The sequence below is a fragment of the Mycobacterium lentiflavum genome, assembly GCF_022374895.2.
In the GTDB taxonomy this organism is placed as follows: Bacteria; Actinomycetota; Actinomycetes; order Mycobacteriales; family Mycobacteriaceae; genus Mycobacterium; species Mycobacterium lentiflavum.
The window spans coordinates 4,138,252-4,154,284 of the sequence record NZ_CP092423.2; the positions used below are offsets into that span (position 1 = coordinate 4,138,252).

Annotated in this window: 13 protein-coding genes, 1 tRNA gene and 1 pseudogene; 7 read left to right on the forward strand and 8 right to left on the reverse strand. The window is 65.6% G+C overall.

Annotation, left to right across the window (positions count from 1 at the left end; translation table 11 throughout):
• The 4 genes from MJO58_RS19230 to lipQ form a co-directional block, all read right to left on the reverse strand.
• Complete coding sequence (locus tag MJO58_RS19230) at positions 1–2,355, reverse strand: glycerol-3-phosphate 1-O-acyltransferase (protein WP_239720560.1); 2,355 nt, start codon at positions 2,353–2,355, stop codon at positions 1–3.
• On the reverse strand, positions 2,352–4,160 hold the full coding sequence (locus MJO58_RS19235; RefSeq protein ID WP_239720562.1) for an HAD-IB family hydrolase/lysophospholipid acyltransferase family protein: 1,809 nt from the start codon (positions 4,158–4,160) through the stop codon (positions 2,352–2,354). The genes MJO58_RS19230 and MJO58_RS19235 overlap by 4 nt, the downstream gene beginning before the upstream one ends.
• On the reverse strand, positions 4,157–5,626 hold the full coding sequence (locus MJO58_RS19240; protein ID WP_239720564.1) for a WS/DGAT/MGAT family O-acyltransferase: 1,470 nt from the start codon (positions 5,624–5,626) through the stop codon (positions 4,157–4,159). Before MJO58_RS19240 ends, MJO58_RS19235 begins: the two co-directional genes overlap by 4 nt.
• A gap of 184 nt (positions 5,627–5,810) precedes the next feature.
• A complete protein-coding gene (gene lipQ, locus MJO58_RS19245) occupies positions 5,811–7,058 on the reverse strand; it encodes an esterase LipQ (protein WP_239720566.1) in 1,248 nt (415 codons plus the stop codon).
• Between the two features lie 185 nt (positions 7,059–7,243).
• Here lipQ and MJO58_RS19250 point away from each other — a divergent pair.
• The 6 genes and pseudogenes from MJO58_RS19250 to MJO58_RS19275 all read left to right on the forward strand — a co-directional run bounded on the left by MJO58_RS19250 (position 7,244) and on the right by MJO58_RS19275 (position 12,903).
• A tRNA-Arg gene (locus tag MJO58_RS19250) sits at positions 7,244–7,317 on the forward strand.
• A 221-nt stretch (positions 7,318–7,538) separates the two neighbouring features.
• Positions 7,539–7,826, forward strand: a complete 288-nt coding sequence (locus MJO58_RS19255) for a hypothetical protein (protein WP_259608713.1) — start codon at positions 7,539–7,541, stop codon at positions 7,824–7,826.
• A gap of 343 nt (positions 7,827–8,169) precedes the next feature.
• Positions 8,170–8,769: pseudogene (locus MJO58_RS28835) on the forward strand (PPE family protein); the annotation flags it as partial.
• A 1,506-nt stretch (positions 8,770–10,275) separates the two neighbouring features.
• Positions 10,276–10,914: a hypothetical protein gene (locus tag MJO58_RS19265; protein ID WP_090604692.1), complete on the forward strand. Its 639-nt coding sequence runs from the start codon at positions 10,276–10,278 to the stop codon at positions 10,912–10,914.
• Between the two features lie 65 nt (positions 10,915–10,979).
• On the forward strand, positions 10,980–11,672 hold the full coding sequence (locus MJO58_RS19270; protein WP_239720569.1) for a cutinase family protein: 693 nt from the start codon (positions 10,980–10,982) through the stop codon (positions 11,670–11,672).
• Between the two features lie 46 nt (positions 11,673–11,718).
• Positions 11,719–12,903 carry an LmeA family phospholipid-binding protein gene (locus tag MJO58_RS19275; protein ID WP_239720570.1) on the forward strand — a complete coding sequence of 395 codons (1,185 nt, stop codon included), beginning with the start codon at positions 11,719–11,721 and terminating at the stop codon, positions 12,901–12,903.
• Between the two features lie 41 nt (positions 12,904–12,944).
• On the opposite strand, the gene MJO58_RS19280 is transcribed toward MJO58_RS19275, so the two are convergent.
• Together MJO58_RS19280 and MJO58_RS19285 are read right to left on the reverse strand one after the other, a co-directional pair.
• Positions 12,945–13,214: a YdeI/OmpD-associated family protein gene (locus tag MJO58_RS19280; protein WP_090604700.1), complete on the reverse strand. Its 270-nt coding sequence runs from the start codon at positions 13,212–13,214 to the stop codon at positions 12,945–12,947.
• A gap of 19 nt (positions 13,215–13,233) precedes the next feature.
• The gene (locus tag MJO58_RS19285; RefSeq protein WP_239720572.1) at positions 13,234–13,476 is read right to left on the reverse strand and encodes a hypothetical protein; all 243 of its coding nucleotides are present in this window, start codon (positions 13,474–13,476) and stop codon (positions 13,234–13,236) included.
• Positions 13,477–13,618: 142 nt separating this feature from the next.
• On the opposite strand from MJO58_RS19285, the gene MJO58_RS19290 reads away from it, so the two are divergent.
• Complete coding sequence (locus tag MJO58_RS19290) at positions 13,619–14,389, forward strand: enoyl-CoA hydratase (protein ID WP_239720573.1); 771 nt, start codon at positions 13,619–13,621, stop codon at positions 14,387–14,389.
• Positions 14,390–14,392: 3 nt separating this feature from the next.
• On the opposite strand, the gene MJO58_RS19295 is transcribed toward MJO58_RS19290, so the two are convergent.
• Complete coding sequence (locus tag MJO58_RS19295; RefSeq protein ID WP_239720575.1) at positions 14,393–15,292, reverse strand: bile acid:sodium symporter family protein; 900 nt, start codon at positions 15,290–15,292, stop codon at positions 14,393–14,395.
• Between the two features lie 170 nt (positions 15,293–15,462).
• Positions 15,463–15,888: a hypothetical protein gene (locus MJO58_RS19300; RefSeq protein ID WP_139043318.1), complete on the reverse strand. Its 426-nt coding sequence runs from the start codon at positions 15,886–15,888 to the stop codon at positions 15,463–15,465.
• Positions 15,889–16,033 lie beyond the last annotated feature (145 nt).

The window sequence follows — 16,033 nt, forward strand, 5'->3', positions numbered from 1 at the left end:
CTACCCGGCCGGGCGAGCGATGCGCTCCTCACGTGCCTGGAATTCGCGGGCCACGAATTGGTTGCGGGCGATGTGCTCGACGTAGCCGAAATCCCGCAGGATCGCCCGCAGTTCCCGCCGGAAGGCGATTCGGCGCTCGGCCAGATCCGGGGCGGCCGCGATCAGATCCTGATCGGCGACGACCTGACGCGCGGTGGCAAATAGCAGGGTCGACACCGACTCGCTGCTGCGTACCCGGGTCTGCGCGACGTACTGCTGGCCGACCCCGAGTGCGGACTCGGTGAGTTCCTTTTGGCCGACGTCGGCGGGCGCATCACGCAAGACGTCGGCGACGATCTCGTAGGCCTCGAAGAACACCCGAAGCATCGCGTCGGACATCAACGGCCGCTTGGCGAAGAGCAGCGCATCGATCGCGGCGCCGCCGGTCGCGACGTGAGCCTCCCAATCGTCATGCCATGCCATCTCTTCGGCAATGTTGTCGCGGAAGGCCGTCGAATCGGCGAAGTAGAAGTCGAATTTGAGCAGATCGCGCAGCCGCATCGCCTGAGACCAGAAGGCTTCCATGCGGTCGCCTTCGGTGTGCCGGGCATGCGCCAAAGCGAGTTCGACGATTGAGGTCTCCAGGAAGGCGTGGATGACCGAATTCCGGTAGAACGCCGCGGCGTGCTCCTTGTCGGGCGCGATCAGCCACACCGGTTCGCGGCCACTGTCGACGCGAGTGATCGGGTGCCCGTTGGACAATGCGTCGACCGCCGCGCGCACACCGTCGCGGGTGCGCAGCCGCAACGCACTGTTGGACACCGGGGTGTTCTTGCGCTCCAGGTAATCCAATGAGTCCTGCAAGGTGTGGTGAAGTTGGTCGAGCGTCAGCGCCGCGCCGCGGGTGGTGAGCAGCAGTGCGCACACCAGACCCGTCGCCGTCACCGGTGTCGCGCGCAGGATCCGCCATGCAACTTCGAACGACATCTTCTGCAGCGCAAGACGTTTGGCGTCGTCATCTTGGGCCAGCGGGCCATGCGGCGGACCGAGGTACTGGCGCATCGAGACCGCCTCGGGGAAGCGGACGTAAATCTTGCCGTAGTTGCGCTCGCCCTGTGCCTTGATGAAGTTGTACAGCCACAGCACGCCCTCGGGCGTCTTCTCTCCGCCGCGGGCGTAGGCCGCGTATTCGGCGGTCTCGTGCAGCTGGTCGAAGCCGATCGAAACCGGTTGCAGCAGAATATCTTCGCTGCGGCCGTCCAGATACGCGTTGGCCACATAGGACATCAGGCCGAGCTTGGGCGGCAGCATCTTGCCGGTGCGCGAGCGAGTGCCCTCGATGGACCAGCTGAGGTTGAACCGCTTCTCGACGATGTAGCCGACGTACTCGCGCAGAACGTATTTGTAGAGCGGATTGTCGGCGATATCGCGCCGGATGAAGATGACGCCGGAGCGGCGCAGCAGCGGGCCCATCAATCCGAACGACAGGTTGATACCGGCGAACACGTGCACCGGCGGCAACCGGTTCTCCTGCATCGCGACCGGCACCACCGCGCCGTCGATGTAGGACCGGTGTGAGAACAGCAGCACCGCCGGATGGAGTTCCAGCCCGGTGCGCATCGCGGCGATCTGAAACGCGTCGTAGTCGATCTCGGGTTCGAATCCGCGGCAAATCGCCCTGGCGAGAACGGAAACCAGGTCGACCGACACCCGGCTCCATCCGGTGGCCAACTCGTCGAGCATCTTGCCGGCTTCCTCGACGGTGGCACCTGGAATCTTCTTCAGCCCCGCCCGAAACCGAGTGGACGCCAAAATCTCCGGCTTCATCAGCCGCGGAGACTTGTACTGCGGCCCGAGGATTCGGTATTCGGCCCGCTCCAACGCCAAAATTGCTCGGCGCATTACGAATTGGGCGAAATCTCGCTCATCCCCGCCGACCGTGGTATCGCGCCACTGCTGTCGGAGTTCGGACACCGTGGCCGCTTCGCCGGTCACCACCCGGGCACGGTGGCGATCCTTGTGCAGGATCTGGCGCTGCCGACGTTGGTTGGGGTGGTAGGGATCCCAGCCGGGAAGCAACCCGGCCAGCTTCGCGGCCCTACCGCGGTCGGGAGCCGGGAGCCAAAACACCCGCACCGGCACGATCGAGCGGTCTTCGCCGGACTCGAGTTGGTCGACAAGCAGATTCAGCGCCGTCGGCGGCGCGTCGCCGGGAGGCAATTTGAGCACATCGAATGTCACATCCGGATTGCCGGCTCGCTGCCGGCTCAGCCATTCCAACACCAACTGCGTCTCGATGCCGGACTCCATCGACGCCAACACCAGCGAATCTTGCGCGGTCAGGACTGCGCTGGTGTTTGCGGCCGGTTGGGTCACGTGCGCCCTTGGGGCCGAGACGTCGACTCGGCGCCACCGGGCTGGTCCGCACCGGGCTGTGCCGTCTCAGCGTCGTTGAGCGCGACCTCAGATTCATTCGGATTCGGCTGCGCTGGTTGTGAATTGGCTGCGGGCTTAGCCGTCTTACCCGCAGATTTCCGGGCTGCGGCCTTCTTCGCGGGCGCTTTCTTAGCCGGCACCTTGGTTGCTTTGGTCGCGGTGGCTTTGGCGGCCGGCTTGGCCGGCGCCTTTTTGGCCGCCTTCTTCGCAGCGTCCGGCAGTTCGTCGTCGGGCAGTTCGGCGTCGGGCAGTTCGGCGTCGGGCAGTTCGGCGTCGGGCCAGTTGGCCAAGGTGTCCAGATAAAGCTGACGCACCTCGGCGATGTGGTCGGGCAGCGTCTCAACGGTCCAGTCCGTCACCGAGATCGGCGGGAACACCGCGACGTCGACCGTGCCCGGATTGATCGTGGTGGAGTTGCGGGCGGCGACGATCTCCGCGTTGCGAATCACGATGGGTACGATCGGAATTCCCGCGGCCATCGCGATGCGGAACGGCCCCTTCTTGAACGGCCCGACCTCGGTGGTGTCGATGCGGGTACCTTCCGGCGCGATCAGGATCGACAGGCCCTTCTTGGCGCGCTCCTCAACCTCGGCCATCGTCTCCATCGCGGCGATCGGGTCATCGCGGTCGATGAACACACCATCGGTGAGCTTGCCGAGGGTGCCCACCAGCGGGTCCTTCTGCAGCTCCTTTTTGGCGACGGCGACCCAGTTGTCGCGCACCAATGCGCCGGCGATGACGGGGTCAACCTGGTTGCGGTGGTTGAAGATAAACACCGCGGGACGCTGTGCGGTCAGATGCTCTTTGCCGATGACGTTCAGGTTGACTCCGCTCGCAGCCAACAATGTCTGGGGGAACATCGAGGTGAAGAAGTTCACCCCCCGCCGCCGGCTCAGCGTCAGCAAGCCGACACCCAGTGCGCCGGCCGCGACCGGGAGCATCGAGCTGATGCCGGCCAGCGTGCGCACTTGCGGCCGGATGCCCACGGTGCCCCTGCTGTTGAATTCCAGGACCGGCCACCCCCGACGCTTGGCGACGGCGGCCATCTTGCCCTCGGGGTTGGTGGGCCGTGGGTTGCCGACCAGGTACATCAACGCGACGTCCTCGTCGCCGTCGGCGTAGAAGTAGCTGTCCTTCAGGTCGATGCCGTGCTCGGCCGCAAACCGTTGTACCGCATCGGCTTTGCCCGGCCCCCACAGAATCGGCTCGACAACCTCGCCGGTCAGCATCCCGTCGTCGTTGACCGCGAACTTATTGGTGAGTGTGTTGGCGATCCCGAGGAAACGGGCTACCGGATTGACCTGGATGGTCAGCGCCGACGAGCTAAGCACCACCGTGTGGCCGCGAGCGACGTGGGCGCGCACCAGCTCGCGCATCTCCGGGTAAATCCGCGACTCGATCCGTTGGGCGAAGAGCCGCTCGCCGATCTCTTCCAGGTCGCTCAGCATCCGGCCGCGTAGCGCCTCGGATGCCTTATTGATCAGATCTTCGAACTCGAGACGCCCGAGCCGGTGGTTCAGGCCGGCCTGAACCATGCTGAGCAGCTCCCCCACCCCCATGTCGCGTTTGCGCAGGCGCTCCTGGGTGAGGATGACCGCGGTGAACCCGGCGACCAGCGTTCCGTCCATGTCGAAGAATGCACCGACTTTGGGGCCGGGGGCGCTGGCGCGAATTTCGGCGACCGAGCCGGGCAGTCGTAAATCCTTTGGGGGCGTTGGTATCCCGCGGTCTTTGGCAACGCTCATGAGCCCGACACCGATTGAGCCAGCACATCGGGCTGCGCAGAAAACGATGCCGGCACCGCGTGCGGCGCCGGGTCACCGGCCAGCGCGAGAATCTCGTCGAAGCCCTCCAACAGGCACTGAGCGAACAAGGCTTCCTTTCGTACCGATGCTCTGTCGTAGCGCACCGTGATGGTGCACCACCCGCCACGCGAAATTAGCACCACCATCATCGCCACACCGGGAAGTGGACCGATACCGTACTGCCGCAATACCTTTGCACCCGCGATGTAGGTGTCACCCGGGTAAACGGGGACATTGCTGGCCTGCACGTCGGCGCCGACTACCGAGCCGGTAATCCCCTCCAGCACCGCCGTCGGGAGCACGCTGAGCACCGGCGCCATCGAGCCGATGATGTTCATCGCGGGTTCGTCTCGCCGCTGCGTCATCTGGGCGCGAATCTTGCGCATCCGGGCGATCGGGTCTCCGGCACCCACCGGCGCCGACAGATTGACGCCAATGAACCGGTTGCCACCGGCCGTGTCGGCATCGGCCCGCAGGCTGACCGGCACCGCCATCGGCAGCGATCCGATCGGGACACCGAGCGCTTGGTGGTAGCGCTGCAAGGCGCCGCACAGTCCGGCCAGATAGGCGTCGTTGATCGATCCGCCGCCGGCTTTCGCGGCCTTGTGCAGATCGGCGAGCGGGATGTCGATCGCTTCGGACCGGGTGGCCAGACTGCGCCGGCGCAGCAGCGGCGAGGGCTCGGCGGCCCGATTGACGACCCGGATGCCGGAGATGGCGTAGTTGACGATCCCCGACACCGTCGATACCGGTTCCATCAGCACGCGCCCGGCCGCCGACACCGCTCCGGAGACCGCGCCCACGACGCCGCCGATCAGCGCGAACGGCAAGTGGTTGAAGCCCTCTCGCATCAGATCGTTGGGCGACAGATCCTGCGGGACCGGCAGCGGCGGCGTCGGCCGGGCCGGTGGATCACGCTCGAGGTCGTAGATCTCGGCGAACATCTCGACACCGCCGACACCGTCGGTGACGGCGTGACTGACGTGCAGCAACGTTGCGGCCTTGCCGTCCGGCAGCCCCTCGACCAGGGTCGCGGTCCACAGCGGCCGCGAGATGTCCAGCGGTGACTGCAGGATCAGCTCTGCGAGATCGAATACTTCGCGCAGCGTGCCCGGTTCGGACACCCGTACCCGCCGGACGTGGAAGTCCAGGTTGAAGTCGGGGTCCACCACCCAGCGCGGATTGGCCGTCGGCAACGTCGGCACGACGACTTTCTGTCGCAGCCGCAACACCTTTCGCGACGCATTCTCGAATCGGGTGCGGAACCGCTCCCAGTCCGGCGTGGTGTCGAGAAGTTCGAGCGCCATGATGCCCGACCGGGTCCGCGGGTTCGCTTCGCCTCGATGCAGCAGATAGTCGACCGGCCCGAGTTCGTCGGACAATCCGAGGCCCTCGGGCTCAGCCATGATCGCCGGATCGACGCGCCAACCTTGTCACCGCCGTCAAGCCTCCTGCCTCAGCTCCGCCAACCGGATAGCTCCACCAACGCTAGTCGCGTTGACCCGCTGGTGAAAGGCACGATTCAGTAGCTGCGGTGCGCGCAGCGAACCGGCGGATGAAACGTTGTGGCAGGCAGTTGATCTGCGCGACTCAGCTGGCCGACGTCGCCGACAACGGCCACGAATCGAGCAGTGCGATGGCCCGGCGCCCGTAGACGATGCCCAAGAAGTCCGCGACGGCCTTGGCGGCCAGCCGCGAGCGGGCCGTGGACAAGATGTCGAATGCGTGGTGGGCGTTGGCGAGCTCGGCGTACGCCACGAGCGGGGCTCCGGCGTCGCGCATCGCAGCGCAGAAGGTGCGGGCTTGCGTGCAGGGAACCAGCTCGTCCCTCTCGCCGTGCAGCACGAAGAACGGGGGCGCCTCGTCGTGCACATAGTTGATCGGCGAAGCCGCGGCGAATCGCTCAGGCGTCTCCGCGTAGCGAGCGCGCATGACGAACTGCTCGAGGAACGGCAGCATCAGTTCGTGCATGACCTCGGCGTTGGTGAAGTCGTAGACGCCGTAGTAGGGCACCGCCGCCTGGACCGTGGTGTCGGCGTGTTCGAACCCGGGCTGAAACCGTGGGTCGTTGGGAGTCAGCGCGGCCAGCGAGGCCAGGTGGCCGCCGGCGGAGCCGCCGGTGATCGCGATGAAGCCGGGGTCGCCGCCGTAGTCGGCGATGTTCTCGCGGACCCAGGCGATCGCCCGCTTCACGTCGATCAGGTGCGCCGGAAACGTCGAACGCGGGCTCTTGCTGTAGTCGATCGACACGCAGATCCAGCCGAGTTCGACCATCCGGCTCATCAGCGTGTAGGCCTGGCCGCGTTTGCCGTTCACGGCCCACGCCCCGCCCGGAACCTGGATCAGCACCGGCGCGCGACGGCCCGGCGCCAGGTCGTGTCGGCGCCAGATGTCCAGCAGGTTGTCACGACCGCCCGGGCCATACGAAATGTCGGATGTCTGAGCCGCATAGCGCGCGTGCGGCCCCGGCCGGTGCAACAGCCCGCCGCGCGGCGCGCACTCGGATTCTTCGCAGGCCGGGTGGCTGACCAGGTCGGCGTAGTCCGGCCCGAAGGATGCTTCGAGGGCGGCGGTCAGCGTCTGCTCGGCGCGCTGCCCGGCCCAGGACGCGCCGATGCGACCGATGGAGGGCGCCGATACCCGGGACAACGCGTGCCCGGTCACCACATGCGGAGGAAACTCCGTGGTCAACCAACCGGCGAACCAGCCCAGCGCAAACGGCGATCCACGCAGCAGCAGACCTGCGGCCTTTGAGGCACCTCTGGCATCAGCTACCAGGCGAAACGCTTGGGAACCCGCCCTCGCGTAACGCGCAGTCATACTCATGGCCACGCCCATTGCAATGGTCTCCTCGACCTTGTGCACACGCCTCGTTGCGGTTAACAGCTGCTTACCAGCTGATGTTGTACGTGTGTCGAGGTTCTATACACTAACTGATTTCATTAGCGGTGCAAGGCTTTTCGCGCGTGTCGCGTCGGCGAGTCGGGGTGTTGTCGTTTGTTGGATAGACTGACCTGCGCATTGCCTCCGTAGCTCAGGTGGATAGAGCAAGGGCCTTCTAATCCCTAGGTCGCACGTTCGAGTCGTGCCGGGGGCACTCAATATCGACACTTCACCACCGGCACCCTTCCTGACCAGGAAAAGCGTGCTGCGAACACCTTGCACCCAGCAATCGGTCCCGATTCGCACCCGTCCGACAGGCACCTGGCATCGAATCTCTGGTATGCGCCGTTCGGGCGGCGCACCTGTTTTGCGACCGTTACCTACCCCGACTTCTGCCCGTTCGCGCTGGTCAAGAAGTCGACAAGGACTCAGTCGATGACTCCCAATGCTTTCGTCCACGAGGTCGAACTCCTCGGCGACATCTACGTAATACATGAAGTCGGCACCAGGCGGATTCACCTCATCGGCTCTGCTGACGAAATTGAACAGGCCTTGAGCCTCCCGCCGACCCGGGGCGCGGTACGCAGCAGACTTCTCGAGGTGTTCGAAACCGCTGACCAGCTGAGGGACGCCGCAACAGATCTGGAAAATCAAGCACCCCTGCCGGAAGGACCGGCAATCGCGAACCTGCTCCGCAGAGTTGCGGATAGCCTGGTCGGGTGACGCCCGATCGTTTGCTGCCGGTCGACGGCCGCGCGGCCGGGGTCGTTAAGAATCGGGCCAGGGCGCATAAAGTCTGGCCTTTCGGCCCGCCGTGCGCCGAGGATCGGTGATGGACCGGCGCACACGGTGACGCGCACGTGAAGTCGGCGCCGACCGCCGAGCGGCGCAGCCCCGAAAGATCCAGCGGCCGAATTATTTTCAGTGTCAACACGATGGTTACCACGGAATTTAATCGTTAATCGTGCCGTTACGTGGGGTTTCTCTGAGCCGTTTCAAATCGCATCATTCCCGAGTACGCTCCTGCTGACAAATCAGCGCGCTTGACCCCTCAAAGCGAAATGACATGCCCGATTTTGCTCTTTTGCCGCCGGAGATCAACTCCGGCCTCATGTACACGGGCCCCGGTTCGGGGCCGCTGCTCGCTGCCGCCGCGAGCTGGGACGTGGTGGCCGGGCAATTGGAGTCCACCGCCGGCGGCTGGTCTTCGGCGGTCTCGGGTCTAACCCTGACCTGGTTTGGCCCGTCGTCGATGCGGATGGCCGCGGCAGCCGCCCCTTACGTGGCTTGGCTATACGCCACAGCCGCCCAGGCCGCGGAGACCTCTGCGCAGGCGTATGCGGCGGTGGCTTCCTATGAAGCCGCGTACGCGATGACGGTGCCCCCGCCGGTGATCGCGGCCAACCGTACGCTGCTGATGGCGTTGATCGCGACCAACTTTTTCGGCCAGAACACCCCGGCGATCGCGGCCTGCGAAGCCCAGTACATGGCGATGTGGGCTCAGGACGCCGCCGCGATGTACGGCTACGCAGCCGGCTCGGAGGCCGCCAGCGCCCTGACCGCATTCGACGAGCCGCCACAGACCACTAAGTCCGACGGTCCGCTAGACCAGGCCCGCGCGCAGGCCCAAGACGCCGGCAAGACCGCCACCAATCGCACCCAATCCCTGATGCGGTCGATGCAGCCGACGAGAGAAAAACCCACCACCACCATCGACCCTGGCTCGGCCTACGCCGGCGGTGAAAACGGCGCCACGGTCGGCGTCAACGGCGGCACCCTCACCGTCGGCCCGGGCTCCACCGGCTACCTTCCCCCGGGCTCGATCGTCACTGTCGGCCCTAACACCACCGGCACCGTCAGCTACGGGGACTTACCCCCCTTCTTCGTCAGCGTCCCCGAGGGCACCTACGCGCTGCCCGAGAATTTCGGCACCGTGAACTTCAGCGTCGCGACCGGCTCCGTCACCGTCGGCCCGGGCTCCACGGTGACAGTCGGACCCGGGGGCACCCTCACCGGCGGCGTTCAGGGTGCCACCGTCAGCGTTTTCGAAGGCTCCATCACCCCGGTCGCGCCGGTCACACCGGCAACCACAGCGACGCCGGCAGCAGCGGCGCCGGCGGCGACGACAACTTCAACGGCCCCAGCGACGTCGGCGACGACGTCCTCGTCGACGGCGGGGACATCTACGTCCGGATCGACATCTGGAACGACGTCGGGCACGACGTCGGGGACCACGTCGGTGCCCGCGGAGCAGGTTCCGGGCGTCCAGCCGCAGTCGACTCCGGGGATTCAGGCACAACCGGCTTCGGTGGCGCAGGCTGCGCCCGGGCTGGCAGCGCCGCAAGCCGTACCGGGAATAACTTCGCCGCTGGCGCCTCTTGGGGGTGCCGGCGGCGTGGTGCCGGCGGTGCCGGCGGCCCCCGTGGGGGATCCGATGCAGTTCGTGACGGAGGTACACCAGCCCGCCGGGGCCGCGCCCAACGTGGCGCTCGGGGACCAGGTGGGCTGGCAGCCGTTCGTGCACACAGATCGGGTTGCACTGACTTCGGGTGCGACGCTATTGGGCGCCGGTGGTGGCGGTGGCCTCACCGCATTCGTCAACACCAAACCCACATTTTATCGCGGCGAAACTGTTGTAACAAAAATACAGCATGAAGCATTAGTGCGCGATGCGTCGCTGCGATTCGCGAAAAGCCTGGATGTGGTACAGGCCGGGATTGGTTCGTTGTCGGCTTTAGAACTATCTGCGGGACTTGATAAATTAGTGTCGTCCAACGAGGCTGCCAGAAGTCTCTTCGGGCAGGTACAAGCCGGCGCGACCGCGTCCACCGCCCATCAGGCGCTCGAGCTCCTCACCGGCACAGGGCAATCGACTGCGGCCACGCTTGACCAGATCGCCGCGGCCGCGTTCCGCGCGGCACCTCAAATGGCTGAACTGAACAGCCTGATGACCGAAATGAAGTTCATTATGCCTCGCGATGTATTGCTAAAAGCTCAATACGCAGCGATCGCGACGCTTTTTGCGGCCCATGTTTCCGAAGCCGACACGCCGACCAGCAACTGGAGCCAGGCCTCGAGTGCGGCCGTCGCGGACTTTGTCGAGGCGGTACGAAGCAACTTCGGTTTGGACCCAATGGCGCCTAGTTAAAATTCTCAGGGATAGGATTCACACATGCACATGGATCAGGCTGTTCTCACTTCGCTTGCGACGTTGCTAGGTGCCGGCGTTGGTGGTTTGACGACGTTCATGTCTTCGAAAGCCGCATTTCACCGAGGCGAAACCCTTGAGACCAAAAGGCAGCACGACTCGTTGATGCGCGATGTATCGGTTCGCTTCGTGAAAAATCTGGATATCGTGCAGGGCGAGGTTAGTTCTTCGAAGTTCAAGGGATTATCTGCGGAATTCGATGAGCTGGTGTCGTCCAATCAAGAGGTCAGGCACCTCGTCGAGCAGGGGACCGGCGGTGCGGCCACGACCACAGCTTCCCCCGCGCTCGAGCTGCTCTCGCACGCAACGGAACCGACTCTTGCCATGGCCGAGCAAATTGCAGCCCCGACGTTCCGCGCGGCACTCGTCGCGACGCCTTCAATGGTTGACTTGAACAGCGTTATGGCGGAAATGAAGTTGATAATGCCCAACGACATTCTGCAAAAAGCTAAGTACGCCGCGGTTCTCACCCTTTTCGCCGCCCTTATCTCCGAGGTCGGCGCACCGTCGAATAACTGGAACCAGGCCGCGAGTGCGGCCGTCAGTGACTTTGTCGAGGCGGTACGAACCGATTTCGGCTTGGACCCCATCGCGTTGGCCTAAGGCCCCCGCCTGGACCCGGGCAAGGGCGCCGCTGCGGCTCTTCCGCGATGTGTCAGCATGAGGACGTGAACGCACGCCGGTTCGCTACTGCGCTGGGTGCCGCAGCGGTGACGACCTGGGCCACGCTGCTGAACGCACCCCTGGTCATCGCCCCCGCGTCCGCTGCCCCCTGCCCCGACATCGAAGTGACCTTCGCGCGCGCCACCAATGAGGCACCCGGCGTCGGCGTGGTCGGCCAGCAGTTCGTCGATGCACTGCGCCCGCAGATAGGCGGCCGGTCCCTTGGGGTGTATGCCGTCAACTACCCCGCGAGCGAGGATTTCGCTCCGTCCGCATCCGCCGGCGGCAGCGATGTACACGCTCACGTTCAATCGATGGTCGCGACCTGTCCCAGCACCAAGCTCGTGCTTGGCGGATATTCCCTGGGCGCCATGGCCATCGATGAGGCCACCATCGCCCGGGCACCGATCGCCGGCTTGATCCCCGACATACTCACCGCCGACCAAGCCGACCACGTTGCGGCGCTCGCTCTGTTCGGTAATCCGTCGGATCGGTACCTCGGGGCACCCGTCAGCGAGGTCAGCCCGTGGTACGGCGCCAAGGCCATTGACCTGTGCGCTGCCGGCGATCCGGTGTGCACGCCGGGCGGGGCGCTGGCGCTGCCCTCACACGACGAGCTCTTCTCGCCGGTTCACCTGTCGTACGCGCAGTCCGGAATGCCCAGTCAGGCCGCGACTTTCGTGGCAAGCCATCTCTGACACCGCGCCTTTCCCTTCGCGCCGCCGATGAGGCACAATCGCGCTGGTGACGACTCCGCGAGGACCCTCGGGCGGCGAACCGCCGGAACGGGCTCGTCCGCCCATGCCGGGCGGGCCCGCCAATCGACCGGCACCCCAACGGCCTCAGGTTCCCGGCCCGCCCTCGGAATCAGAAACTCGCCGCATCCCGCTGCGCGACGTTCCGCAAGAGCCACCCACCGTTCACGGCTCGCGGCGCCTGCGGCCCCCTCAGGGTCAGCCCCCACCGGGTCTGCCGCCGCAGCCACCGGGCCGGCCGCCGCAGGGGCAGCCACCGGGTCGGCCGCCGCAGGGGCGGCCGCCGCAACCGCCGGGGCTGCCGCCGAATATCCGGGCGCAGCAACCCGGGCCACCGCCACCTCAGCCCGCCGCGCCGCCCCAGCAGGAAGCGGCCACCACCCGGCTGCCCACGTTCTCGCAGCCAGAAGACACACCGCCGGCCAAGAAGCGGGGGTTGCTGCGCAGGCGGAAGTGGTCCATCGCCGTGATCCTCGGCGTCGTGGTCGCCGTCGTGGTGGCCGCCCTGGTCGGCGGCGAGTTGTATGCCCGACACGAGGCAAGCAGCAGGGTGGCAAACGCGGTGCAATGCGAGGTCCAGGACAGCGCGGCCGTCTCCTTTGCCACGGCGCCGCCGGTCCTGTGGCAGTTCCTGACCAAGCACTACCCCGACATCGCCGTCCAGACCGCCGGTAACCAGGTCCGCAGCGTCAAGGGCATGAAGGTCAGCATCGACATCCGCAACATTCGGCTGAACCAGGCCAACAACTCCGCGGGCACGATCGAGTCGTTGAAGGGCACCATCACCTGGTCAACAGATGGCATCAAGCAGTCGATCCAGGACGCCATCCCGACAATTGGCAGTCTTGTCACCGGCGAAGTGACCACCAACCCCGGCGAAAGCACCGTATCGCTGAAAGGCCTGCTGGACAGCGCCACGGTCAAGCCGCAGATCGTCAACAACGGGCTCTCGCTCCAGGTGGTCAGCCTGACCGCGCTGGGCTCCACGATGTCCACGGATAGCGTGCAGAAGAGCCTGGATGAGCTCACTTCGAAGGCCAACAATTATCCGTTGGGCATCCACGCCGACAGCGTCAAGGTGACCGATAGCGGTGTCGAGGCGAGCTTCTCGACCAATAACGCCACCATTCCGGCCGGGGGCGGCAGCCAGGACAGCTGTTTTGCCAACTTCTGACGACGACAGGCAAAGCCGTTGGCGGACAGCCAGTTTCAGTATTACGGCCGGCCGGTACGTTCGCGGTGCTTGCATCCTGGCCAGCAACAGGGCCGGCGTTGGCCTTCTTCCAGCTCCTCCTGGGTCCGGCGGATGCGGCGCTCTCGGGTCGCCTGTTGCTTGGCGTCCTCGACCCAGCAGATGAACTCGTTGCGCGCCAGGGGCGTGATGTCCTTCCACGCCGCTAGCGCAGCTGAGTTACCGGTCAATGCCTCGCGCAAATCCGCGGGCAGCTCGTGCACCACCCCACCGGGCACCTGGTTGCCGCTCACCCGGCCAGATTAGCCACGATCACGACCCCGGGGCGTACTGCCACACCAGTCCGTGATTCCCGTTCGTCATCCGCTCGCACTGCATCATGTGTCCGTCCGCGTCGCGCATCGTCGCGTACCGCAGGGAACACTGTTGGTCGTGCAGCGGCGGGTTGGCCTGTGCGACACCGAGACCGAGCGCGAGCAGACCCAGCACTACCGCCGAGAAGATCACCCAGCGGATCGCCTGCGATTTGGTGCCGATGATCGTCGTAATGCTCATGGATACCCCCTCGTCGTGGTGCCGCTCGCTAGTGTCTTCAGGCTCGGCGGCCAGGCTTGCGGGATCCTTGGCGAATTCTTGACGCGGTGGCCCCAAGTACCCTTAGCTCGCCAATGACGTCGTCGACCGCGGAGGTGCCCCGATGGCCCAGTCCGACCCCGTCCTGTTCGGCGTGGACAATCGCGTCGCACTGATCACCATCAACGACCCCGCCCGACGCAACGCGCTGACTGGCGAGAGCTCGGCCCAGCTGCGCGCCGCGGTCGAGCGAGCCGAAGCCGATCCGGAGGTGCACGCGGTCGTGGTCACCGGGGCCGGCCGGGCGTTTTGCGCCGGCGCGGACCTGAGCGCCCTGGCGGCCGCAGGCGCCGGAGCGGCGGAATCGGGTCTGCAGCAGCTCTATGACGGCTTCATGGCCCTGGGTCGTTGCACGCTGCCGACCGTCGCCGCGGTGAACGGCCCCGCGGTCGGTGCGGGCCTGAATCTGGCCCTGGCCGCCGACGTGCGCATCGCGGGGCCCGGCGCATTGTTCGATCCCCGATTCCAGAAGCTGGGGTTGCACCCCGGCGGCGGTGCGACGTGGATGCTGCAGCGGGCGGTGGGTCCGCAAGTCGCTCGCGCGGCCCTGCTGTTCGGCATGCGCTTCGACGCCGAATCCGCCGTGCGGCACGGGTTGGCACTCAGCGTTGCCGACGATCCCGTCGCCGCGGCATTGAAGCTTGCCGCCGGCCCGGCGTCCGCTCCGCGCCAGGTGGTGTTGGCGACCAAGGCCAGCATGCGGGCCACCGCGAGTCCGGGATCGCTGGACAACGACGACCACGAGTTCGCGATGCGCACCGAACTGGGGCCCCAGGTGTCGTCGATCCAGTCACCGGAGTTCGCCGAGCGGCTGGCCGCGGCCCAGCGCAGGTGAGGCTTAAGCGGCGGGTTCGCTCGCGACGGTCTCGGGCTGCGCCTTCACGCGAAACGCGGGGTCCAGCAGGCGTACCGCCCCGATGAACGTCAGGGCCATCAGCGGTGAGAGAGCGCCGTAAATCGCTACCGGAGTTGCCATTTCGACACTGTTGAGCAGTTGCGGGCTGAGCGCCACGCCGAGGGCCACCACGGTGTTGTGCAGACCGATCTCCAGGCTGATGGCAATTGCCTGCGGTGGACCCAGACGCATCAACCGCGGTACCAGATAGCCGACGGTCAGGCTGACCGCGCAGAAGGACACGACCGCCCCGCTCACCACGCCGAAGTTGTGCAACAAAGTCGTCTCGCCTTGGGCGATCGCCCCGCCGATGGCGGCAATCAGCAGCAGTACCGCGACGACCTTGACGGGCGTTTTCAATCGCCGGGCCAGCTCGGGGAAGCGGTGGCGTATCGCAATACCGATCGCGGTGGGGATAAGCACCAGCGCGAACACCGTGACGAACTTGTCCAGCTGTAGCGGGATGAAGCGGCCCTCGCCGAGGAACCAGGTCATGGACGCGGCCAGGATGGCCGGCAGGGCCACGATCGACAGCGCGGCGTTGATCGCGGCCAGGGTCAGGTTGAGCGCCAGATCTCCGTTGAACAGGTGACTGACGATGTTCGCCATCGTCCCGCCCGGCGTGGCAGCCATCAGCATCAGGCCGACCGCCAGATGCGGCTCCAGATGGAAGGCTTCGGCGATCAGCAGGCACAGACTCGGCAACACAAGGGACTGGCAGATCAGCGCCACCGCCAGCGGCCGCCGCATCGTGGCGGCCCGCTTGAAGTCGTCCACGGTCAGGGTCAGCCCGAGGGCGAGCATGACCACCGCGATGACAAACGGAAAGTACTGGTTGCCCATGACGCTCCACGGTGTCGTCGCGCCGCTTGATCGGCACAATTAGTTAGCTTGCCTTATGCAGCAGTCATGTGCGCGGCGGGCATCCACCTGGCCGACGTCAAGCAGCCGTCGCGATACCTCAAAACCCCTGAAATCCCAAGGGATTCAGGGGTTTTGAGAGCAAGAATGCGTCAGGACGCCGACTTGATCGAAATCTGGTCGACCTGGGTGTACCCGGGCGGGTTGCCGCAGGCTCCCGTGATGTAGGTGTGTGCGGCCGTGCCGGTCAGCGTGTTGGGATCCCACACCGTGTGAGTGGTCGTGCCGTAGAGGGTGTAACCACCGCCCACGCAACTGACGTTGCTCATCGTGTCCATGACCCATTGACCATCGACCAACGTTGCCTGGCTAGCCCCCAGCCCGGCCTTGATCCAGAGGCATCCATTCCCGCAGGAGTTGATCGTCCAGCTGTTGTCTATGCTGTGGCCGCCCGGCGTCGTCACGGTCTCGGTGTAGCTGCCACTCATCGTCGGTGTGTCAGCCCACGCTGTGCCGGCTGAGCCGACAGCTAATCCGGCGCAGACAACCGTTGCGGCGAAGCCCCGGGCGATGGTCATGATTTGGTTCCTTCCGTGGAGCTAGTCAGTGCAGCGAGCAACTGTTCTGGTGGATCAAAGATTACGACAGATTTGCGGCCTGGGCGTTCGCGAATGTTTCCGCTTTTTTGCGATCTCGTTAAGACGCGAAACACCGGGTACGCAA